General features: G+C 73.8%; 11 protein-coding genes and 1 pseudogene. 1 reads left to right on the forward strand and 11 read right to left on the reverse strand.

What is annotated here, in order from left to right:
- Window positions 1-80: 80 nt before the first annotated feature.
- The 4 genes and pseudogenes from ACIQMU_RS04430 to guaA form a co-directional block, all read right to left on the reverse strand.
- A complete protein-coding gene (locus ACIQMU_RS04430; protein WP_402688186.1) occupies window positions 81-1,349 on the reverse strand; it encodes a hypothetical protein in 1,269 nt (422 codons plus the stop codon).
- 113 nt (window positions 1,350-1,462) lie between these two features.
- A pseudogene (locus ACIQMU_RS04435) lies at window positions 1,463-1,588 on the reverse strand (class II aldolase/adducin family protein); the annotation flags it as partial.
- A 75-nt stretch (window positions 1,589-1,663) separates the two neighbouring features.
- Window positions 1,664-2,419, reverse strand: coding sequence for a class I SAM-dependent methyltransferase (locus ACIQMU_RS04440; protein ID WP_352240294.1), 756 nt, complete (start codon window positions 2,417-2,419; stop codon window positions 1,664-1,666).
- A 222-nt stretch (window positions 2,420-2,641) separates the two neighbouring features.
- Window positions 2,642-4,228: a glutamine-hydrolyzing GMP synthase gene (guaA, locus tag ACIQMU_RS04445; protein WP_402688187.1), complete on the reverse strand. Its 1,587-nt coding sequence runs from the start codon at window positions 4,226-4,228 to the stop codon at window positions 2,642-2,644.
- A 401-nt stretch (window positions 4,229-4,629) separates the two neighbouring features.
- On the opposite strand from guaA, the gene ACIQMU_RS04450 reads away from it, so the two are divergent.
- Window positions 4,630-4,932, forward strand: a complete 303-nt coding sequence (locus ACIQMU_RS04450; RefSeq protein ID WP_093752031.1) for a chorismate mutase — start codon at window positions 4,630-4,632, stop codon at window positions 4,930-4,932.
- Between the two features lie 460 nt (window positions 4,933-5,392).
- Here ACIQMU_RS04450 and ACIQMU_RS04455 read toward each other — a convergent pair whose 3' ends face one another.
- From ACIQMU_RS04455 to ACIQMU_RS04485, 7 genes are all read right to left on the reverse strand, one after another.
- Window positions 5,393-7,138 (reverse strand): peptidase, encoded by a 1,746-nt coding sequence (locus ACIQMU_RS04455; protein WP_402688188.1) that lies wholly within the window; start codon window positions 7,136-7,138, stop codon window positions 5,393-5,395.
- A 93-nt stretch (window positions 7,139-7,231) separates the two neighbouring features.
- Window positions 7,232-9,112: a GMC family oxidoreductase gene (locus ACIQMU_RS04460; RefSeq protein WP_352240289.1), complete on the reverse strand. Its 1,881-nt coding sequence runs from the start codon at window positions 9,110-9,112 to the stop codon at window positions 7,232-7,234.
- A 130-nt stretch (window positions 9,113-9,242) separates the two neighbouring features.
- A complete protein-coding gene (locus tag ACIQMU_RS04465) occupies window positions 9,243-10,859 on the reverse strand; it encodes a succinic semialdehyde dehydrogenase (RefSeq protein ID WP_352240288.1) in 1,617 nt (538 codons plus the stop codon).
- A 322-nt stretch (window positions 10,860-11,181) separates the two neighbouring features.
- Window positions 11,182-12,894, reverse strand: a complete 1,713-nt coding sequence (locus tag ACIQMU_RS04470; protein WP_352240287.1) for a protein kinase domain-containing protein — start codon at window positions 12,892-12,894, stop codon at window positions 11,182-11,184.
- Between the two features lie 143 nt (window positions 12,895-13,037).
- Window positions 13,038-16,121, reverse strand: a complete 3,084-nt coding sequence (locus tag ACIQMU_RS04475; protein WP_402688189.1) for a protein kinase — start codon at window positions 16,119-16,121, stop codon at window positions 13,038-13,040.
- Window positions 16,122-16,401: 280 nt separating this feature from the next.
- On the reverse strand, window positions 16,402-18,534 hold the full coding sequence (locus ACIQMU_RS04480; RefSeq protein ID WP_402688190.1) for a serine/threonine-protein kinase: 2,133 nt from the start codon (window positions 18,532-18,534) through the stop codon (window positions 16,402-16,404).
- A gap of 277 nt (window positions 18,535-18,811) precedes the next feature.
- The gene (locus ACIQMU_RS04485) at window positions 18,812-20,518 is read right to left on the reverse strand and encodes a glycerol-3-phosphate dehydrogenase/oxidase (RefSeq protein ID WP_352240283.1); all 1,707 of its coding nucleotides are present in this window, start codon (window positions 20,516-20,518) and stop codon (window positions 18,812-18,814) included.
- Window positions 20,519-20,695: the final 177 nt, after the last annotated feature.

The following is a 20,695-nucleotide window of genomic DNA, read 5'->3' on the forward strand; positions in this document are numbered from 1 at the left end:
ATACGTACGCCTCCGGCGCCCTGCTCACCAGGGCTGGGACGTGATCGGCGGCAGAAATCCGCTCGGGTTCCGGCTCCCGGTCAGTCCGCGACGTCGATCGGGCAGCGGTTGGTCTCCACCCCGGCGGCGGTGACGACCTGGACGTCCACGGTCCCCGGCTCGACCTCGACCGGGACGGGCACGGTGAGGACGGTGTCGGTCGGGTTGGCGAAGCCCCCGGCGACCGGGATCAGGGGAACGTGGACATGGACCGTGCCGATCCGTACGACGAGCCGGGCCAGCCGGTCGGGGCCGCCCGCGCCGGGCGGCACGAAGCCCGCGCCCCGGATCTCGATGTCGTCGCCGGTCCGGATCGGGGCGTCCAGGTCCCCGGCCTCCCGGGCCCGCACGACGGACAGCACGACGGGCCGGCCGCCCTCCGCGTACTTCCCGGCGAAATAGGTCGCCGCCGAGACCGCCACGAGCAGGGCGAGCCCCCACGGCAGGTCGGGCAGCTGTTCGGGGCGGCGGGCCAGGCGGACCGCGGCGAACAGCACGGCGACGGCGCTGACCAGCACGTACTGGACATCGGTGAAGGAGCCGCGCCCGGAGTCGTCGGTGAGCAGGTCGGCGGCGCGCGGCCGGTCCGCGCGCAGCTTCTGGAGCCGCTGGCCCAGCACCCGTACGGTCACCACGCGGCGCACGACGACGGCGACCGCGCACACCAGCGCCAGCACGGCCACGACCCCGGCGGAACGCACGAGGTCGAGCCCCTCGATCAGCGCGTCCCTCTCGTCCGGGTCGGAGGCCCCCGCCAGCTGGAGGGCGAGGACGAGGACGGCGAAGACGGCGAGCAGCACCCAGCCGGCGGCGACCGTCCGGGAGGTGGAGAGCCGGTTGTCCTCGCCGATCAGCGGAGCGAGGAGGCCGCCCCGGGCGCGGTGGAAGCGGGCGGCGGCGGTGAGCAGTCCGGCCGTGAGGAGGGCGGCGATCAGCCCGGCGGTCCGGGCGGTGGACCAGCCGGCGCCGATCGCGGTGAGGCTCGCGCCGACGAGGAGGGCCCCGGCCGCACCCCAGACGGCGAACAACGTGCCCCGCCAGACCTGGTGGAGCCAGGCGTCGCCGGCCTCCCGGGCCCGTTCGGCGACCGTGCGGGCGGAGCCGGTCAGCTCGTCGGAGACCCACTGCCGGGACGCCGAGGCGGACTGGGCGACCCCTGCGGGCAGCCCGTTGCCCGCGGCCAGTTCGTCCCGTTTGGCCAGGAACGCGGCGACCGCGCGCCGGTGCCCGCGGCGCGCTCCGTGCGGGCAGTCGCCGCAGGTACAGCCGCCGCCGTGCGTGCCGCTCGTCCTAGCTTCGTCCAACGCCACGGAGGATTACGCCCTTTCCCGCCCCGGTACAGCCAACTCACTTGCGATATCGACGAATTGTGCCGTACCGGGCGGCCGGACCGTGCATCGGGGCGCGCCGGGCGCGCAAGTCGTCAGAACGTTCGACCGATCCGCTGCCACAGGGGCTGGTAGTTGATCCAGGCCACCAGGTCGCCGCCGAGGTGGTCGCGGGTGGTGACGGCGTCCCGGTGCGAGATGAGCACGGGCTTCCCGGCGGCCCAGGGCGTACGGGACCGGAAGCTACCGCCGGGCGGCTCGGCTGACCAGGGGCACGGCGTCGCCGGGGGGGCGGATCAGGTGCTGAGCACCAGATAGGCGAGGGTGAGATACGAGCGGTAGCCGCCGTAGTAGCCGGTGCGGCGGGCGTCGACCTCGGCCGTCACCTCGGCGTGCAGCGGGTGGCCCGGGTTCTCCAGCGCCCAGCGCTGCCCGCGTCCGATCGGCCCCTCGGACTCGAAGAGGTCCCATTCGCGCTCGTCGGCGACGGTGACCTGGAGCGCGCGCAGCCCGACGGACTCCGCGAGCCGGATCAGCTCCAGCAGCGAGCCGAAGTCCCCGGGCTCGGCCCCGACGCCTCGCAGCGCGGCGGGCGTCGGTTCCCTCAGCCAGATCCCCTCGCCGAACAGGACCCGGCCGCCGGGGCGCACGGTGGCGGCGAGGGCGGTGAGGGCTTCCCGGGTCGTGCCGGGCCAGGCGTGCGAGGAGCCGATGGAGACGGCGAGGTCGTATCCGGTCTCGGTCCACTCGGCGGCGGGCACCTCGTGGAACCGCACGCGGTCGCCGAGCCCCCGCCGCTCGGCGAGCTTCCGCCCGCGCGCCACGGCGTCGGGGTCGGTCTCGACGCCGTCCCCGACGGCCCCGGGCGCGGATTCGACGAGCCGCATCAGCAGCTCGCCCCAGCCGGAGCCGAGATCGACGATCCGTGATCCGGGAGCGGGGGCGCAGGCGGCGATCAGCCGGTCGGCGTGCTCCTCGGAGAGCGGGGTGTTCCAGGTGAGGCGGTCGTTGCCGGCGGCGGACACGATGGCACGGACTTCTTCGGCGGACATGGGGACGAAGCCTGGCACGGGGGCGAGGGCCGTGCCAGTGGATTACGGGCTGCCCCGGCGGTAGACCTCGCTGAGGTCCACGTCGATCGGGAACGGGAGGTCGAGGTCCGTCTTCTTGCGGTCTCTTCACTCAGCGTACCCAGCCGGTACGGCAATGCCGCCGCCCAGAGGAATGGGCGACGGCATCGGCGTTGGCCTAAGGGACGGAAGGACCCCGGGAGGTCACTCCCACTCGATGGTCCCCGGCGGCTTGCTCGTCACGTCGAGGACGACCCGGTTGACGTCGGCGACCTCGTTGGTGATGCGGGTGGAGATCTTCGCCAGCGTCTCGTACGGCAGGCGCGACCAGTCGGCCGTCATGGCGTCCTCGGAGGAGACCGGGCGCAGCACGATGGGGTGGCCGTAGGTGCGGCCGTCGCCCTGGACGCCGACCGAGCGGACGTCGGCGAGGAGGACCACCGGGCACTGCCAGATGTCGCGGTCCAGTCCGGCCGCCGTCAGCTCCTCGCGGGCGATGGCGTCGGCCTCGCGGAGCAGGTCCAGGCGCTCCTTGGTGACCTCGCCGACGATGCGGATGCCGAGACCGGGGCCGGGGAACGGCTGGCGCTGGACGATCTCCTCGGGGAGGCCGAGCTCCTGGCCCACCATGCGGACCTCGTCCTTGAAGAGCTGGCGCAGCGGCTCGACGAGCTGGAACTCGATGTCGTCGGGGAGACCGCCGACGTTGTGGTGCGACTTGATGTTGGCGGTGCCGGTGCCGCCGCCGGACTCGACGACGTCCGGGTAGAGCGTGCCCTGGACGAGGAAGGCGACCTCGGGCCCCTCCTCCTGGAGGATCTCCAGCTGGGCCTGCTCGAAGACGCGGATGAACTCGCGGCCGATGATCTTCCGCTTCTGCTCCGGGTCGGAGACTCCGGCCAGCGCGTCGAGGAAGCGCTTCTGAGCGTCGACGACCTTCAGCTTCGCGCCGGTCGCGGCGACGAAGTCCTTCTCGACCTGCTCGGTCTCGCCCTTGCGCATCAGCCCGTGGTCGACGTAGACGCAGGTGAGCTGGGAGCCGATGGCCTTCTGGACCAGGGCCGCGGCGACCGCGGAGTCGACGCCGCCGGAGAGGCCGCAGATGGCGCGCTTGGTGCCGACCCGCTCGCGGATGACGGCGACCTGCTCCTCGACCACGTTGGTGGTGGTCCAGTTCGGCTCGATGCCCGCGCCGCGGTAGAGGAAGTGCTCCAGGACCTGCTGGCCGTGGGTCGAGTGCATGACCTCCGGGTGGTACTGGACGCCGTAGAGCTTCTTCTCGTCGTTCTCGAAGGCGGCGACCGGCACGACGTCGGTGGACGCGGTGACGGTGAAGCCCTCGGGAGCCGCCGAGCAGGCGTCGCCGTGGGACATCCACACCGGCTGCTCGGTGGGCGTGCCCTCGAAGAGGGTGGAGCCCGCCTTCGCGACGTGCAGCGGGGTACGGCCGTACTCACGGGCCCCGTTGTCGTCCACCGTGCCGCCGAGCGTGGTGGCCATCAGCTGGAAGCCGTAGCACATGCCGAAGACGGGGACGCCGGCCTCGAAGAGCGAGTGGTCCAGGGAGGGCGCGCCCTCCGCGTACACCGACGAGGGGCCGCCGGAGAGGATGATGGCGCGGGGGTTCTTGGCCAGCATCTCGGCCACCGGCATGGTGGACGGGACGATCTCGCTGTAGACCCGGGCCTCGCGGACGCGGCGGGCGATGAGCTGGGCGTACTGCGCGCCGAAGTCGACGACGAGGACCACGTCGGCCGTGGCGTCGGGGGCGGCGGGGGGTGCTGCTGGCACGGGGGCGGCCTTCCGGCGGTGGTGAAGGGGGTCGGTCCTTCCGATTCTACCGGCCACGTGAAAACCCTCCGACGGGTCGGTGGCGGGCGCCCGACGCCTCACGGTCGGTGCGCCCACCGCTTCTCACGGTCGGCGCGTGCCGCATCCCGCGGGCGCGGGATGCGTCTCACGATCCGGGCGCCGTGTTGGCGGGCCCGTCGGAGCGGGGTCATACTGTGCCCCATGCGTCAGCACACGACCTTCGTCTTTACCTATGGCACCCGGCCCGCCGGCTGCCGTGGTCGTGCTGCTTGAGCTACTGACAAGCAACGTTCCAGGCGCCCCGGGCCGACAGGCCCGGGGCGTCTCGCGTGTCCGGGTCCATCGCTCCGGGGGGCCGTCACCCCACTGGGAGTCACACCGTGAGCAGCACCACCACCGCCACCACCCCCGCCGAGCGGACCGGCGCCCACACCGACGAGGCGGCCGCCCTCATCGGCGGCGCCCGGGAGCGCATCGACGCCCTCGACGACCGGATCATCGGCCTCGTCCAGGAGCGCATGGCCGTCTCGGCGGTCATCCAGGAGGCCCGGATCACCTCGGGCGGCCGACGGGTCAACCTCTCCCGGGAGACGGCCGTGCTCGGCCACTACAGGGACGCGCTGGGCAAGCCGGGCACCGCGCTGGCCATGACACTCCTGGAGCTGTGCCGCGGCCGGGTGTGAGGACGGCGCGGAGTGCCTGCGGGAAGGCAGCGCGCAGGCACTCGGCGGGGACGGGCCCGCACGACCCCGGCGGGGGGCCTCCCTCGGGACCGCCTCGGTGAGACGGGACGGGAGGGCCTTCGCGGGAACGGTTCTCCGCTTGCCCCCCGGGGGCCGTATCTGCGTTCGGTCCCCGTCTCACCCGTACGGCGCGTGACCGGGAGCGCGGTGCCTTCGTTGATCCCGATGTCCGTGCCAACCAGGGGCGGCACCGGTAGGAAACCACGCGTGGCTCCGCCGGGACGTGTGACGTACCGCTGGTACGTCGTGGGACCGCGTCCTGGCGTATGTGACCGGTTCGCAGGGGACAGCGGCCCGGTCACCCCATATGCGGCCGATCCCGGGGACGCCCGGGTCGGCCGCATCGGAACGTTCCGGGCGGAGGCCGGTTCCCTCCTCCGCCTCTCGCCGCCGCAGCCGGTCAGGCGTGCCGCGCGGCCCGTCGCCGTGCCGCCGTGAACAGCACCAGGCCCGCTGCCAGCGCCGCGACCGCCGTGCCGGAGGCCACCAGGGCGACCGAGCCCGTGGCGGCGAGGCCGCCCTCGCCGCCGGAGCCGCCGGCCGTGCCCGCCGTGCCGCCGCCGGCCGTGGCCGACGCCGAGGGCGCGGTGGTGCCGGACGGGCTCTCCTCGGGTTCCGGGGCGGAGGTCGGCGGGGTGGACGGCTCGCCGGAGCCGCCGTCCGTCGTACCGCCGGAGTCGGCACCGTCGCCCTCGCCGTTCAGGACCAGCCAGGCGGTGTTGTTGGCGGCCTTCGGGTCGAACGGCAGCGCAGGGTCCTGCACCCAGTTGCTGCGGACGGTCACCGCGCCGCTCGCGCCGATCAGCGCCGTGTCGATCCGGAGCTCGAAGGGCAGGTCGAGGCCCTCGCCGTCCCGCACGGTCATCGAGGTCTCGCAGACGTAACGCGGGGCGGGGGTCTTCTGGTCCTCGCGGTACTTCCCCTTGGCGGTCACCCCGCGGCAGCGGTCCGGCTTCGCGATGACCGACGCGCCCTGCGGGACGGTGAAGTCGACGGTGGCGACGCTCTCGCCCGAGCGGATGTAGCCGATCCAGGCGGGGCCCTCGTTACGGAAGCCGAGGTCGGCCCTCACCGTGGTCCCGGCGGCCCCGGACGCCTCGTCGCCGTACGCCACGAAGTCGGCCGTGTTCTTCGTACGGAAGTCGACCTCCTGCTGGTTGTCCCGCGGATCCAGGTCCAGGCTCCTGGCTGCCGCGCCCTTCTTCCCCACCGGGACGGCCTTCAGCACCGAGCCCTCACCGCGCTCGACGGACGCACCCGCGCGCTGGGCGGTGCGCTGGGCGGCGCCGCCCTCGTGAATGCGGTAGACGAAGGTGTCGTAGAAGGCGCGGGTGGTGGCCTCGATGGTCAGCGGGGTCGCCAGGGTGTACGTCTCGCCCGCTTCGAAGGCGCCCTCGACGGAGCAGAGGGCCGTTGTCCAGCCGATTCCCGGGGCGTCCGGGGTGTCCACGGTGTACTCGCAGTTGGTGTAGCGCTGCGGGATGTCGAGACCGCGGGAGTACAGGAGGGTGAGCAGGACGCCGTCGGCGTCCCGGGTGCCCCGGTTGGAGAAGGTGATCGGGGCCTGCTGGGTGTCGCCCGGGTTCAGCTCCTGGTCGAAGGGGAGCTGCTTCATGACCAGGTCGGGGCCGCCGACCGTGACCCGGGTGGTGAACGGGGTGAAGGTCGCGTCCTGCGCCTCGCCGGTCACCCTGATCGCGCCGGTGTCCCCGGCACCGCTGCCTTCGGCGGCGGAGACCTGGAGTCTGACGACGGTCCGGAGGCCGGGCCAGACGCCCCAGTCCTCGCAGACCGCCTTCGTGCCGGTGACCTCGCAGTCGGCGCCGGCGGACTCGCCGAACGCCACGTCGGCGACGCCGGCGATGTCGCCGAGGTCGAAGGTGAGGGTGAAGTGTCCGCCGTACCCGTCGCCCTCGCCCTGGGCCGGGTTGTTGAGGGTGAATTCGACCGTGGTGCGCTGCGGCTCACCGCTCCCGGGATGCGGGCGCAGGGCGGTTTCGGCGGGGCCGCCGAGGGTGAACACCGGGGCGTCGTCGGCCTGCGCCGGGGCGGCCGCCCCGGCGAGCGAGGCGGCGGCCACCAGGCTCGCGGCGGCGAGAGAGCCCGCTGCGCGGCGCAGCGTGGTTCTCGGGGAGAAGCGTGTCATCGGGACCTCTGGGACTCGGCGGAGCTGTGTGACTGCTGTGAGGCAGTACGGGGTTCGACCACGCAGCTTCCCGAACAGTTGTCCCTTCCGGGATCACGGATTGGGCACAGGTGTGTCTCCCACGCCCGTGACCTCCGCCCCGGCCTTCACGGTCCCCTTCGGCGGCACCACCGGGATGCCCAGGAACGGCAGCCTCAGCGCGCCGAACGCCTCCTTCGGCACGGCGGGCGCGAGCGGCTCGACGGGAGTGAGCCGCTCGTAGGGCCGGTCCTGCTCCGGGCGGGGGTCGGCCTCGCCCTTGTTGGGCCAGAAGGACATCGCGCGCTCGGCTTGGGCGGTAATGGTCAGCGAGGGGTTGACGCCGAGGTTGGCGGAGACCGCCGAACCGTCGACGACGCTGATGCCGGGGTGGCCGTAGAGGCGGTGGTACGGATCGATGACGCCCTCCCGCTCGCTCGCGCCGATCGGGCAGCCGCCGAGGAAGTGGGCGGTGAGCGGGGTGCCCATCAGCTCGCCGACGTTGGACCCGGCGAAGCCGTTGATCTCCTCGGCGAGCAGGGTGGCGCTGCGGGTGGCCTCCGGTATCTGGGTCGGGTTGGGCGCGCCGTGGCCCTGGCGGGCGGTGAGCAGGCCCTTTCCGATGCCGCCCGGTTTGCGGTACGTCGTGAGGGAGTTGTCCAGCGACTGCATGACCAGGCCGATGATGGTGCGCTCGGACCAGTGGTGGTTGGAGAGCGACCGGGCGGCGAGGGTGGGGTGCTTGACCATGTTGGCGAGCCAGCCGCGCACCCGGTGGGCCCCGTAGGGCACCTGGAGGATCGACATCGCGCCCATGGCGTTGGAGCCCTTGCCGTAGCGGACGGGCTCGATGTGGGTGTTGTCGTCGGGGTGGATCGAGGAGGTGATCGCGACGCCCTGCGAGAAGTCGGCCCGGGCGGTGCCGTGCTTCTTGCGGTAGCGGCGGTCGCTGGTCTGGGAGCCGACCAGCGCCTCGGAGTTGGTACGGGTCAGTTCACCGAGCTTCGCGGAGAGCCGGGGCAGCAGGCCCCGGTCCTTCATGGTGTGCAGCAGGGTCTGGGTGCCGTACGTTCCCGCGGCGACGACGACCTTGCGGGCGCGCAGCTTCGTGGGCTTCGCCCTGCGCCGGCGGTCGGTGGGGACGGTGATGACCCGGTAGCCGCCCTCGGGGTCGTCGGTGACCGCGACGACGGAGGTCATGGGGTGGATGACCGCCCCGGACTTCTCCGCGAGGTGGAGGTAGTTCTCGTTGAGGGTGTTCTTCGCGCCGCGGCGGCAGCCCGTCATGCACTCGCCGCACTCGGTGCAGGCCGTGCGGGCGGGGCCCGCGCCGCCGAAGTACGGGTCGGGGACGGTGGTGCCGGGCTTGGCCTTCGCGGTGCCGTCGGCGTCCTTGCCGTCGCCGAAGAAGACGCCGACCGGGGCCAGATGGAAGGTGTCGCCGACGCCCATGGCCTCGGCGGCGGCCTTGAGGTGGATGTCGGAGGGGGTCATGGTCGGGTTGAGGCGGACGCCGAGCATGCGGCGGGCCTGGTCGTAGTACGGCTTCAGCTCGTCCTGCCAGTCGGTGATCGAGGCCCACTGGCGGTCCTGGAAGAACGGAGCGGGCGGCACGTACAGGGTGTTGGCGTAGTTGAGCGAGCCGCCGCCGACCCCGGCCCCGGCGAGCACCATGACGTTGCCCAGGAGGTGGACGCGCTGGATGCCGAAGAGGCCCAGGGCCGGGGCCCAGAGGTAGTTCTTCAGGTCCCAGGAGGTCTTGGGGAGGGTGCCGGGGGTGAAGCGGCGGCCGGCCTCCAGGACCCCGACCCGGTACCCCTTCTCGGTGAGCCGGAGCGCCGACACCGCGCCGCCGAAGCCCGAGCCGACGACCAGGACGTCGTAGTCGTACGCCGCGTCGTCCTCGGCCGGGACATGGCTCACGGCCTGATTCTGGGCAGGGCTGTCCTGGGACATGGCACTCCTCGGAACGAAATCGGTACGAAAAGGGCGGACGGTGCGGACGCTGCGGCCGGGTCACGAGCTTGCTCCGGGGCCGGTCCCGGAGCGGAGCCGGGTCGGGCTGGGGCCCGGAGCGGCCCGGGGTTCAGCGCAGCCGGAGCGCCTTCATCGCCTTGAGGCTGCGGCTCATGAGCGCGGCGTACCGCTCGTCGTCCATGCCGAAGGCGGGCGCGAGCGGGATCAGCCGCTGCTGGGCGACGGTCTGGGCCTCGGTGTACTTGAGGATGCCCTCGGAACCGTGCCGCCGGCCGAGGCCGGACTCCTTCATGCCGCCCATCGGGGACTGGACGCTGCCGTAGGCGGGGCTGTACCCCTCGTTGATGTTGACCGTGCCGGTGCGCAGCCGGGCGGCGACCCGGTGGCCGCGCCGGGAGTCGGTGGTCCAGACGCTGGAGTTGAGGCCGTACGGGGTGGCGTTGGCCAGCGCGATCACCTCGTCCTCGTCGCTGAAGCGGTAGATCGAGACGACCGGACCGAAGGTCTCCTCGGTGCAGACGGCCATCGGGGACTCCACCCCGTCGAGGATGGTCGGCTCGTAGAACAGAGGGCCGATGTCGGGGCGGGCGACGCCCCCGGCGACGAGCCTCGCGCCCTTCTCGACGGCCTCGTCGACGTGGCGGATGACGGTCTCCAGCTGGCGTTCGCCGACCAGGGACCCCATGTCGGCCCCGTAGGCGAGGGCGGTGCCGAGCCGCATGGCCTTCGTCCGGGTGGCGAAGCGCTCCACGAAGGCGTCGGCGACGGACTCGTGGACGTACAGCCGCTCGATGGAGATGCAGAGCTGCCCGGCGGAGGAGAAGCAGGCGCGGACGGCTCCCGCCGCGGCCTTCTCCACGTCGGCGTCCCTGAGGACGAGCATGGCGTTCTTGCCGCCCAGCTCCAGGGACACGCCGACCAGCCGGGACGCCGCGCCGACGGCGACCTCGCGGCCGGTGCGGGTGGAGCCGGTGAAGGAGACGTAGTCGGCGCGGCTGACGACCTCGGGGCCGACGACCGGGCCCTCGCCGAGGACGACCTGGAAGACCTCGGCGGGAAGCCCGGCCTCGATGAGCAGGTCGCGGGCCCACAGCGCGGTGAGCGCGGTCTCCGTGTCGGGCTTCATCACGACGGCGTTGCCGGAGACGAACGCGGGCAGCGCGTCGCCCACGGAGAGTTCCAGCGGGTAGTTCCAGGGCGCGATCTGGCCGACGACACCGCGCGGCTGGCGCAGTTCGGTGACCTTGGTGAGGGTCGGGACCACACCCGTGTGGCGGCGGGGCTTGAGGTAGGAGGCGGCCCCGCGCCCGTAGTGGCGGGCGGCCACGGCGACGGCCTGCACCTCCTCGTGGGCGTGCAGACGGGCCTTGCCGGTCTCCAGCTGGATGAGGTCGAGGACCTCCGACTGGCGGCTGAGGACGAGGTCGTGGAAGCGCAGGAGGACGGCGGCCCGCTGCCGTACGGGTACGGCGGCCCAGGCGGGCTGGGCGGCACGGGCCCGGTCGAAGGCGGTGGCGACGTCCTCGGGGGTGGACTCGGGCAGGTCGGCCAGTTTCTCCCCGGTGAAGGGGGTGTGGTTGGCCGTGCGGCCCGACCCGACGACGCCGCGGGTCAGCTGGGCGATCACCTCGGGGGTGACCACGTCGGCGGCGGTGCGCACCCCGGCGGGGGCGACCGCCACGGGGTTCGTACCGAGAGGGGCGTCAGGGGCCTGCGAGTCCGTCATGGGGCCGAGAGTATGTCCACCCGGAGCCTTTGGGTACCCGTCGGTAACAGTTTTTCACAGGACCTGCCACCCCCGCCCCGCGCTCCCCTCGAACGAGCCAGTGATCGCTGGCGGCATAACCGCTGATCAGTGGCTATGCGGCCGACCGCCGGGCAGCGATCGGCCCGCGTCGTCGTCCATGGCGTCGACGCCGCTCTCCGTGGCACGGTGCCGGAAAGCGATCTCGAAGACGCCGCTGGGGTCCGCGTACCGGATCAGACCGCCGTCGTCGGGTGCGGAGCCGTGACCGTACGGCGACCCGGGCGGGGCATCGGCCGGCCGCTCACCGGCCCGTCTCCGGGGCGCGCCAGCTGCGGAGCATGATGTCGAACTTCGCGCGGCTGGCCTCCCAGCCCTCCTGCGGCGCGGTCAGGTACAGGGCGTACTCGGGGCCGCCGGGGCCGCCGTAGTACAGCTGGTCGATCCCGTGCCGGGGGCCCGGATGGTCCTTGGTCTCGTTCCAGGTGAACTCCCAGAGGGCGCCCGGCCGGTCGCGGAAGGTGTTCTTCTCCATCCCGATCCGCTGATAGCCCGGCAGCCGCACGGAGAGCTGCTCCTCCATGCTCTCCATGTGCAGATACGGGTGGTCGAAGTCCGGGTCCGGGTCGACGCTGACCCGGATCCGGTGGGCCCCGCCGTCCGGTGTGTAGTCGATCTGGCCGTCCTGGACCTGTCGTGTCCAGCCCTTCGGCACGACCAGGCTGAAACCGGCCGGGTCCTCGACCCGGTGCCAGCCGTCGGGTATCGCCTGCGCCCCCTGCGAGGTGGCGGTGGGCTCCGGGGAGGTCCGCTCCGCGGACGGCGTGCTGCCGACGGCGGCCGTACCGCCGCTCGTGGGCCCGGGGGCGTCCGAGCCCTCCCCGTACTTCATCGCGAGCAGCCCGGCCCCGCCTCCGAGGACGGCGGCGGCGACCACCACCACGAGCACGGTGCGCCACCGGGAGCCGGCGCGCCGGACCACCGGGGCGGAGGCGGGGGCCGCGACCGGGGCGGTGCCGCTGGGGCCGGGGGCGGGCGGCGCCGTCGTGGAGGGGGCCGCTGCCGGCAGCCGGGCGGTGGCTCCGTCGGAGCCGCCGGCGGGGCCGCTCGCGCCCTGGTAGGGGTACCGGGCGTCCTCGGGGAACCGCTGGGTCGGTACGTGCGCCTGGGCGGCGCGGGGTTCGCGGCCCTCCATGGCGTCCAGCAGCATCTGCTCGGCCTCGGCGGCCGTGGGCCGGTCGGCCGGGTCCTTGCGGAGCAGCGCGATGATCACCGAGCCGAGCGGGCCGGCGTTGACCGGGGCGGGCGGCTCGTCGGTGACGACGGCCTGCATGGTCGAGATCGGGGACGTGCGGCGGAACGGTGAGGCGCCCTCGACCGCCGTGTACAGGGTCGCGCCCAGCGACCAGAGGTCCGAGGCCGGCCCCGGGTCGCCGCCGCGTACCCGTTCCGGGGCCAGGTAGTCGATGGAGCCGACCAGTTCGCCGGTACGGGTGATGGTGGAGTCGCCCTCGATCGCGGCGATCCCGAAGTCGGTCAGCAGCACCTGCCCGTCGCGCGCCAGCAGGACGTTGCCGGGCTTGACGTCGCGGTGCAGCACTCCGGCCCCGTGGGCGGCGCGCAGGGCGCTCAGCACGTGCAGCCCGATGCGGGCCGCCTCGCGCGGGGCGACCTCGCCGCTCTCCTTCGCCGCGTCGGCGAGCGAGGGCCCGTCGACGTACTGCATGACGATCCAGGGGCGGTTGTCGTACTCGATCACGTCGTGGACGGTGACGACGCCGGGGTGCGTGATGCGCGCCGCCGCCCGGGCCTCCTTCTGGGTCCGGGCGTGCATGACCAGCCGGTCGGCCTCGGCGACGTACAGCCCGGCGGTCAGCTCCTTGACGGCCACCGTGCGGTGCAGCACTTCGTCGTGGGCACGCCAGACCTTGCCCATGCCGCCCCGGCCGAGGACATCGCCCAGCCGGTAGCGCCCCGCCAGCACCAGTCCCGCGTCCGTGCCCTGTGATCGATCCACGTGATGTCCCCGCCCCGTTCCTCGGCTTGTCAGATTACGGAGGCGGAGCGTCGAGACGGAACCGGGGATCGCCGCCGAGACCGCACTGTGATGGTTATCGGTCCGGCACAACGTCCGTCAGTCGTGACGACGATGACGTGCGGTCAGGCGCTGACGCGGTAGGAGGCGATGACCTGCTCGTAGATCTCGGTGACCTTGTCCCGGTCGCTCTCGGGCCCGATGACCTGGATGACGTGGTACCTGCCGTCGACGATCATGGCGAGGTTGCGGACGAACACCTCGCGCCCGCCGCTCTCCTGCCAGGTGAACTGCCCCTCGGCCATGGCCTGCCGGCCGACGTCGACCCGGCGCACTCCGGACGAGGAGGACCAGCTGGAGTCCCGGAACGGCTGGAGTTCGGGCTCCTTGTCCCGCTGGTAGTCCAGCGGGTCGCCGCCGGCCGCCTTCACGGTGTCCCGCCCGGGGACCACGAGGAGGGTGAACCCGTCGCTGCCGTAACGGATCTGACGGTCCGCGTTGGCCGGGCTGCGCTGCCAGTCCTTCGGTACGCCCACCTCGAAGCCCTCCGCGTCCTTGCGGAGCGCGTAACCGGGGGCGAGCGCGACGGCCGACCGGCTGGTCTGCGGCTGCTGGGAGCCGGGGTCGGCGGGCTCGTCCGCCGGGGCGGACGGTTCGGGCTCCCCCGAGGCGGCGGGCGGTGCGGCGGACCCGGCGGTGGGCGACGCCGGCGCCGCGCCGTCCTTGGCCGGTTCCTGCTTCGGCAGGAACATCACCGCGTAGGCGACGGCGGCGGCCATCAGGAGCAGGATGAGGACGAGCAGCAGCCGGCCCAGGCTGCGCGGGGAGGACGACCCCTCGCCCCGGCGCGGCGGTTCCCGCAGCACCCGGGGCCCCTTGGGCGCACGCGGTGCGCGGGCCGGGCGCTCTTCCTCCCATGCCTCCACGGGCATCCGCACGGACGGGTCGGGCGGCAGCAGCGAGTCCTGCCGGTCCCGCTGCCGGCCGCCGCGCGCCTTCGGCGGCTGCCGGAGCTTTCCCTGGCGGTGCCGGCCGTGCGCCGCGCCGCCGCCGAACCGGCCCCAGCGCCGGCGTACCAGCTCGCCCCGGCGGCGTACGACGGGGAGCCGGGCGGCGTCGGGCGCGGGCAGCGGCACGACGTCGGCGCCCGCCTCCGGCTCCGGCGCGGAGCGCACCAGCGAGCGCATCCAGCCGCGCAGTTCCTCGAAGTCCGGCCGTTCGGTGGGGTCCTGGCGCAGCAGCGACTCGACGACGGGCCGCAGCGGTCCGCACTCCTCGGCGAAGGCGGGCGGCTCGCCGCACACCATCTGGACGAGTTCGGCCGCGTTCTCCTCGGGGTAGGGGGCGTGGCCCTGGACGGCGCGGTAGAGCAGCGCGCCGAGCGCCCACAGGTCGGTGGAGGGGCCGATCGGGGGCGCGAGCCGCCAGTTCTCGTGGACGGGGCCGGCCTGCTCGGGGGCCCAGCGCTCCGTGACGGCCCCGACGACGGCGATCCGTGCCTGGCGTGCGCGCTCGGCGGCGAGCGGGGTGGTGGGCCCCCGGTAGACGTCGGGTTCGCCGCCGCCCGCGACCGCTTCCTCCCAGGCCCGGGAGCCGGCCGGGGCGGCCGCGGTGCGGGCCGGCTGCCGCACGACGGGGACCGGCGGGCCGGGCCGCCGGGAGTCGGCGCGCAGCGCGTCCTCGCCGGAGCCGCCGGCGGAGACGGGCCGCCCCGCGCCGGGCCCGTCGTCCCAGGTGCCCGCGAGATGGACGCGGCGGCCCGGCGGACGGGGACCGCCCTCGTCGCCCTCGTCCTCGTCGTCATCGTCCTCAAGGTCCTCGGGGCGGCTGCCCCAGGGAGTGGTCAGCCGGGGGACGACGGGGGCGGCTGCCTCGGTGGCGGGGCGCTGGAGCGGGAGAACCCCGGTGTCGGCCTCCGGGCCGGCGTGGGCGTCCGGGCCGACGCCGGGGTCGTTGTCCGGGCCGGCGCCGGCGTGGGTGTCCGGGCCGGCGCAGGCGTCCCGGTCGGCGCCGGTGGGGCCGTGGGGGCCCGGGGCGGCCTCGCGCCCCCACGGGGGCGACTTGGCGAGGTCGGCCTGCTGCCGGTCCTCAGTGACCCGGGCGGCGGCCCGCGCGCCCGCCCGGTAGGCGGCGATGGCTCCGGCGCGTGCGGCCCGCAGCTCGGCGGCGCTCGCGGCTCCCGGCTCGGCGGGGGGCGGTGCGGCGGTGTACGGGACGGCGGGCGCGGCGGGGCGCGGGACGATCTCCTGCCGCGGTTCGTATCCCCGCGGCAGCGGCGGAACCGGAGGCCCCTGGCTCTCCCGCCCCTCGCGGCCCCGGCCCCCGTCGTCACCGGTGTACTCCCGATCGTCCGCGTACGGGTCGACGGCTTCGAACTCCTGGGCCTCCGCGTACGGGTCGACGGTCTCGTACCCATCGTCGTCCGCCTCGGCCGCGGGGACGTCGTGGCGCTCGTCGTCCGCGGGGCCCCGGACGGACCCGTAGCTCTCGGCGTCCTCGTCAGCCGCGTCGCTCCCGGCCGAGGGGAGCGGACAGGCCCCGCCGAACTCCTCCGGCGGGGCGGGCTCGCCGGCCGGGATGCCGTACGTCGCCGGGGCGGCCACCGGATCGGCGTCGGGCCACGGTCCGGGGGCGTACCCGCAGAGGGCCTCCTCGGCGGCGCCCGCCGCGAGACCGGTGAGCATGACACGGCCGTCGTCGCAGACCAGCACCGTGCGCACGGTGATGTTGCGGTGGGTCCAGCCGTGGGCGTGGAGCACCCGCAGTGCGGTGAGCACGTCCGAGCCGATCTCGGCGGCCCGGTAGGGGGTGAGGGGGCGCTCGGCGAGAAGGGCCGCGAGCGGGCGGGCCGGGACGAGCTCGCTCACTATCCACAGCGAGCCCGCTTCGGCGAACACGTCGAAGACCTGGTCGAGCCGGGGGTGGTCGGGCACCTGGGCGGCTGCCTGCGCGGCCTCGATGGCCCGCCGGACCGCGGGGTCCGTGCTGCGGCGGACCGCCCGCCCGGTCGCGCGTCCGGAGGACGAGGGCCGCCCGTCCGCGTCGAGCACCTCCGCGTCCACGATCTCCGGCAGCGGCACCTGACGGACCAGCACTTCCTGACCGCTGTAGGTGTCGAACGCCCGGGTCTCGGCCAGTTCGTACCCGTCGGACGGGGGCAGCGGAAGGCGGTAGCGGTCGGCAAGCACCCGACCCGCGTAGTCGTCCACGACGCCTCCCCAGAGCGCGCTGTTCCCCCGGCCAGTCGGAGCCGCGCGTATCCGTCGGTCACGGTCAGGTGGCGGGCAACTGCCCCGTCCTACGGGATGCGTACGGTCTCCGGCCTCTTACGATACGTGGCAACGCGGGCCGACGGGTCAGGTCGCGCCAACCCGGCCCGAACAAACGTTTCCACCGGGCGGCCGTGGGCTCGCCCGCGCCCGGGCGGCCCACGGGCCCGCTCGGCCGGCGCGGGGCGTACGGACCGTCAGCCCGTGGGCGTACGGGCTGTCACTTCGTGGGCGTGAAGGTGGCGAACGCCGTCTCGCGCAGCGTCCGGCACGCGTCGCCGTCCCACGCGTCGACCTTGCAGCTGATCATGATCGAGTAGCCGCGCTCGGCGTCCACCTTGAAGCCGCGGTTGAGCACCCGGACCCGGACGCCGTTGTGGCTGCGCTCGAACGTCCAGTCCGCGACGGTCGGATAGCCGTTGTACTCGACCTTCTTTATGCTGCCGTGCTTGTAGCCGTCGCTGAGGAGCTTGGCGCTCCCGACGGCGCCGCGCCAGGCGGCCACCGCGTCGTTCCTGGGTGAGCTGTTGAAGTCGATCTGGACCCGGGGGAAGCTGCCCCGCTCGGCGTTGTAGATGCCGCCGGAGTTGCTGCCCGCGATGGCCGTGCGCCGGAAGTTCCCGGGCATCGCCATGGTGAAGTGGAACCGGGTGTCGGTGACCTTCTCGTACCCGGCGGGCAGGGCGTCGGCGGGGTCCGCCCCGTCGTCCTTCGGGTCGTCGCCTCCGGAGTCGTCGGCGTCGTCGTCGGCGTCGTCGCCGGAGGGGCCCTCCGGGGCCCGCCCGTCGCCCGTGCCCTGCCCCTCCTTCTGGCCGTCGCCCTTCTCACCGGCCGAACCGCCGCCCGCGTCGGCCCGGCCGTCGCCGCCCGAGGCTCCCGCCGACGCGGCGGTGTCGCCCTTCCCGCTGCCCCGGTCCGCGTCGCCGCCTCCGAGAGTGAGCGCGAGGATCGTGCCGAGGACGGCCAGCGCGACGACGGCCGCGATGATCGCGAGGGTGCGGCGGGGCACCACATCGGTGATCGAGGCGCGCGTGGACGGGGGCGAGGACGGCGGACGCTGCCCGGGTACGGAAGCACTCGACGCCGCGGCGGACTTCGGGGCGCCGGCGGGGGCGGCGACCGCTCCCTTCACAGCCGCCGGGGAGGACGCGGCGGCCGTCCGGGGCTTCGTGCCCGGGCCGGAGGCCCCGGGCGGCGACGGCGGCTTGGGCGGAGCGGAGGGGGAGCCGGTGGCGGCGGCCGGAGAGCTCACCGACGCCGCGGCCGTGCCCGCGGCCGCTCCGGCGACCACCGCCGAGGGCTTCGCGTTGCGCACGGAGCGCAGGGCGCCGCGCAGCCGGTCGCGGGCGCCCTCGCCGGACTCGCCCGCGCCGGCGGACTGCTTCGCCGGCTTCGGCGCCTTGGGCTGCTTCGGCGTCCTCTTGACGAGGGGGTCGGCGGCGGGCGCCGGGGGCAGCGCCATGATCTGGGTGGAGTCCGCAGGGGCCGGCGCGGGGACGTCGGGGGCGTTGATGACGTCGTTGAGCAACGCCCGCGCACCGGCGTCGTCGAGGCGCTGGTCGGGGTCCCGGGCGAGCAGCCCGTAGATGACGTCGGTGAGCGGGCCTGCGTTCTTGGGCGGGTCGAGCGGTTCGGTCATCACGGCCGTCAGGGTGGCGATGGCCGAGCCCTTGTCGTACGGCGGGCAGCCCTCGACGCTCGCGTACAGCAGTCCGCCGAGCGACCAGAGGTCGGCGGGCGGGCCGGGCTTGTGACCGCGGGCCCGCTCCGGCGAGATGTACGAGGGGGCGCCGACGAGCATGCCGGTGGAGGTGACCGACGGGTCGCCCTCGACCTGGGCGATGCCGAAGTCGGTGAGCACGACGCGCCCGTCCTCGGCGATCAGGACGTTGGACGGCTTCACGTCGCGGTGCAGGATGCCCTCGCGGTGCGCCGAGCGCAGCACGTCGAGGATGGCGAGCCCGACCTCGGCGGCCCGCCTCGGCGTGAGCGTGCCGTCCTCGCGGATCGCCTCGGCGAGCGACTTGCCCTCGATCAGTTCCATGACGATCCACGGGCGGTCGTCCTCGTCGACCACGTCGTAGACGGTCACGGCGCTGTTGTTGCGGATCCGTGCGATCGCCTTGGCCTCACGCAGGGTGCGCGTGATCAGCCGGCGCTTCTCGTCCTCGTCGATCGCCGAGGGGAACCGCAGCTCCTTGACAGCGACCGTGCGGCCGAGCGTCTCGTCGTCGGCGCGCCAGACCGTACCCATGCCGCCCCGGCCGAGCACCTCACCGAGCCGGTAGCGCCCCGCGAGGAGACGACCGTTCTTGTCCCGTTGGGGCTCCCGTGCCTGCTCCGCCTCCGACATGCGTCCCCTCTGCGATCAACCCGCCCTGGCAGAGCGTTCATTGTCCCTCACCCCGGGACCGGTCCTGGTGCCGGGTCCGGGGTCCGAAGAGGGAAGCCCCCACAGCCTCCTACCAACCCGGCCTCCCCGTCCAGGCCGGTCCGGGCGGCCACCGCGGCTCCGGCGGCCCGGTGGAGCCCAACTGACCTGGCGGCGCCGGGGGGTGGCCGCGGACGGAATTCTCCCGCGGACCCGGGGCGGGCGGGCGTCGCCCAGGGCCAGACCCGAACGGCAGGCCCTAGTTCGGCACGATGTCCGGTGCGCCGAGCCGGGCCGCGTCCGCCGTCAGATCGTCGGGCTGCCGCTGCGACTCGCGTTCGGCCTCCACGCGCTTCTCGTAGTGCTGGACCTCCCGGTCGGTCCGCCCCTGGTCCCAGCCCAGCACCGGCGCCATCAGCTCCGCACAGAGCCGGGCGCTGCGGGTGCCCCGGTCGAAGGTCTCGATGGAGATCCGGGTGCGCCGGGTGAGCACGTCGTCCAGATGGCGGGCGCCCTCGTGGGAGGCGGCGTAGACGATCTCGGCGCGCAGATAGTCGTCGGCGGCGGGCAGGGGTTCGCCCAGGGTGGGGTCGGCGAGGATCAGTTCCAGAATTTCCTCGGTCATTGAGCCGTACCGGTTGAGCAGGTGCTCCACCCGGGCGACATGGAGCCCGGTCCGGGCGGCGATCCGGGCGCGCGCGTTCCACAGGGCCTTGTATCCCTCGGCCCCCAGGAGCGGGGTGTCCTCGGTGACGCAGGCGGCGACCCGCTGGTCGAGCCCGTGGACCGCCTCGTCCACCGCGTCCTTGGCCATGACCCGGTACGTCGTGTACTTGCCGCCCGCCACGACGACCAGGCCGGGGGCGGGGTGGGCCACCGTGTGCTCGCGTGACAGCTTGCTGGTGGCATCCGACTCGCCGGCCAGCAGCGGTCGCAGTCCGGCGTAGACGCCCTGGACGTCGTCCCTGGTCAGTGGGGTGTTCAGGACGGAGTTGACGTGCTGGAGGAGGTAGTCGATATCGGCGCTGGAGGCGGCCGGGTGGGCCTTGTCCAGGTCCCAGTCGGTGTCCGTGGTGCCGATGATCCAGTGCCGCCCCCAGGGGATGACGAAGAGGACGGACTTCTCGGTGCGCAGGATGAGGCCGGTGGAGGAGTGGATGCGGTCCTTGGGGACGACCAGGTGGATGCCCTTGGAGGCCCGGACGTGGAACTGCCCGCGCTCGCCGATGAGCCCCTGGGTGTCGTCGGTCCACACGCCGGTGGCGTTGACCACCTGCCTGGCCCGGATCTCGTACTCCGCGCCGCCCTCGACGTCCTGCACGAGCGCGCCCACCACACGCTCGCCCTCGCGGAGGAAGCCGGTCACCCGGGCCCGGTTGGCCACCTGGGCCCCGTAGGACGCGGCGGTGCGCACCAGCTCGGTGACGAAGCGGGCGTCGTCCATCTGGGCGTCGTAGTACTGGAGCGCGCCGACCAGGGCGTCTCTCTTCAGCGCGGGGGCGACCCGCAGGGCGTGCTTGCGGGAGAGGTGGCGGTGGACGGGAAGGCCGCGGCCGTGGCCCGAGGAGACGGACATCGCGTCGTACAGCGCGACGCCCGAGCCGGCGTAGAACCGTTCCCACCCCTTGTGCTGCAAGGGGTAGAGGAAGGGCACGGGCTTCACCAGATGGGGGGCGAGCCGCTCCAGGAGCAGCCCGCGCTCCTTGAGCGCCTCCCGGACGAGGGCGAAGTCGAGCATCTCCAGATAGCGCAGGCCGCCGTGGATCAGCTTGCTCGACCTGCTCGATGTGCCGGACGCCCAGTCCCGGGCCTCGACCAGGCCGGTCGAGAGGCCCCTGGTGACGGCGTCCAGCGCCGTTCCCGCGCCGACCACGCCCGCCCCCACGACCAGCACGTCCAGTTCGCGCTCGGCCATGGCGGCGAGCGCGACGGTGCGCTCGGCGGGTCCCAGTGTCGCTGTCCTCACTGCTGCCTCCCGGTGGATCGGGGTGGTCGGACGCGGGAGTGCCACCCGGCCGAGGGGCCGGCCGCCCGTGTCCACCCCTCGATTCTGTCCGCGCTCCCCGAGTTCAGCCACCGCCTGTGGACAACACCCCGGCGACTGGAGCCACACAATGCGACATATAGGTCATATTTACGCCTA

The sequence above is a fragment of the Streptomyces sp. NPDC091649 genome, from assembly GCF_044756785.1.
Classification (GTDB): domain Bacteria; phylum Actinomycetota; class Actinomycetes; order Streptomycetales; family Streptomycetaceae; genus Streptomyces.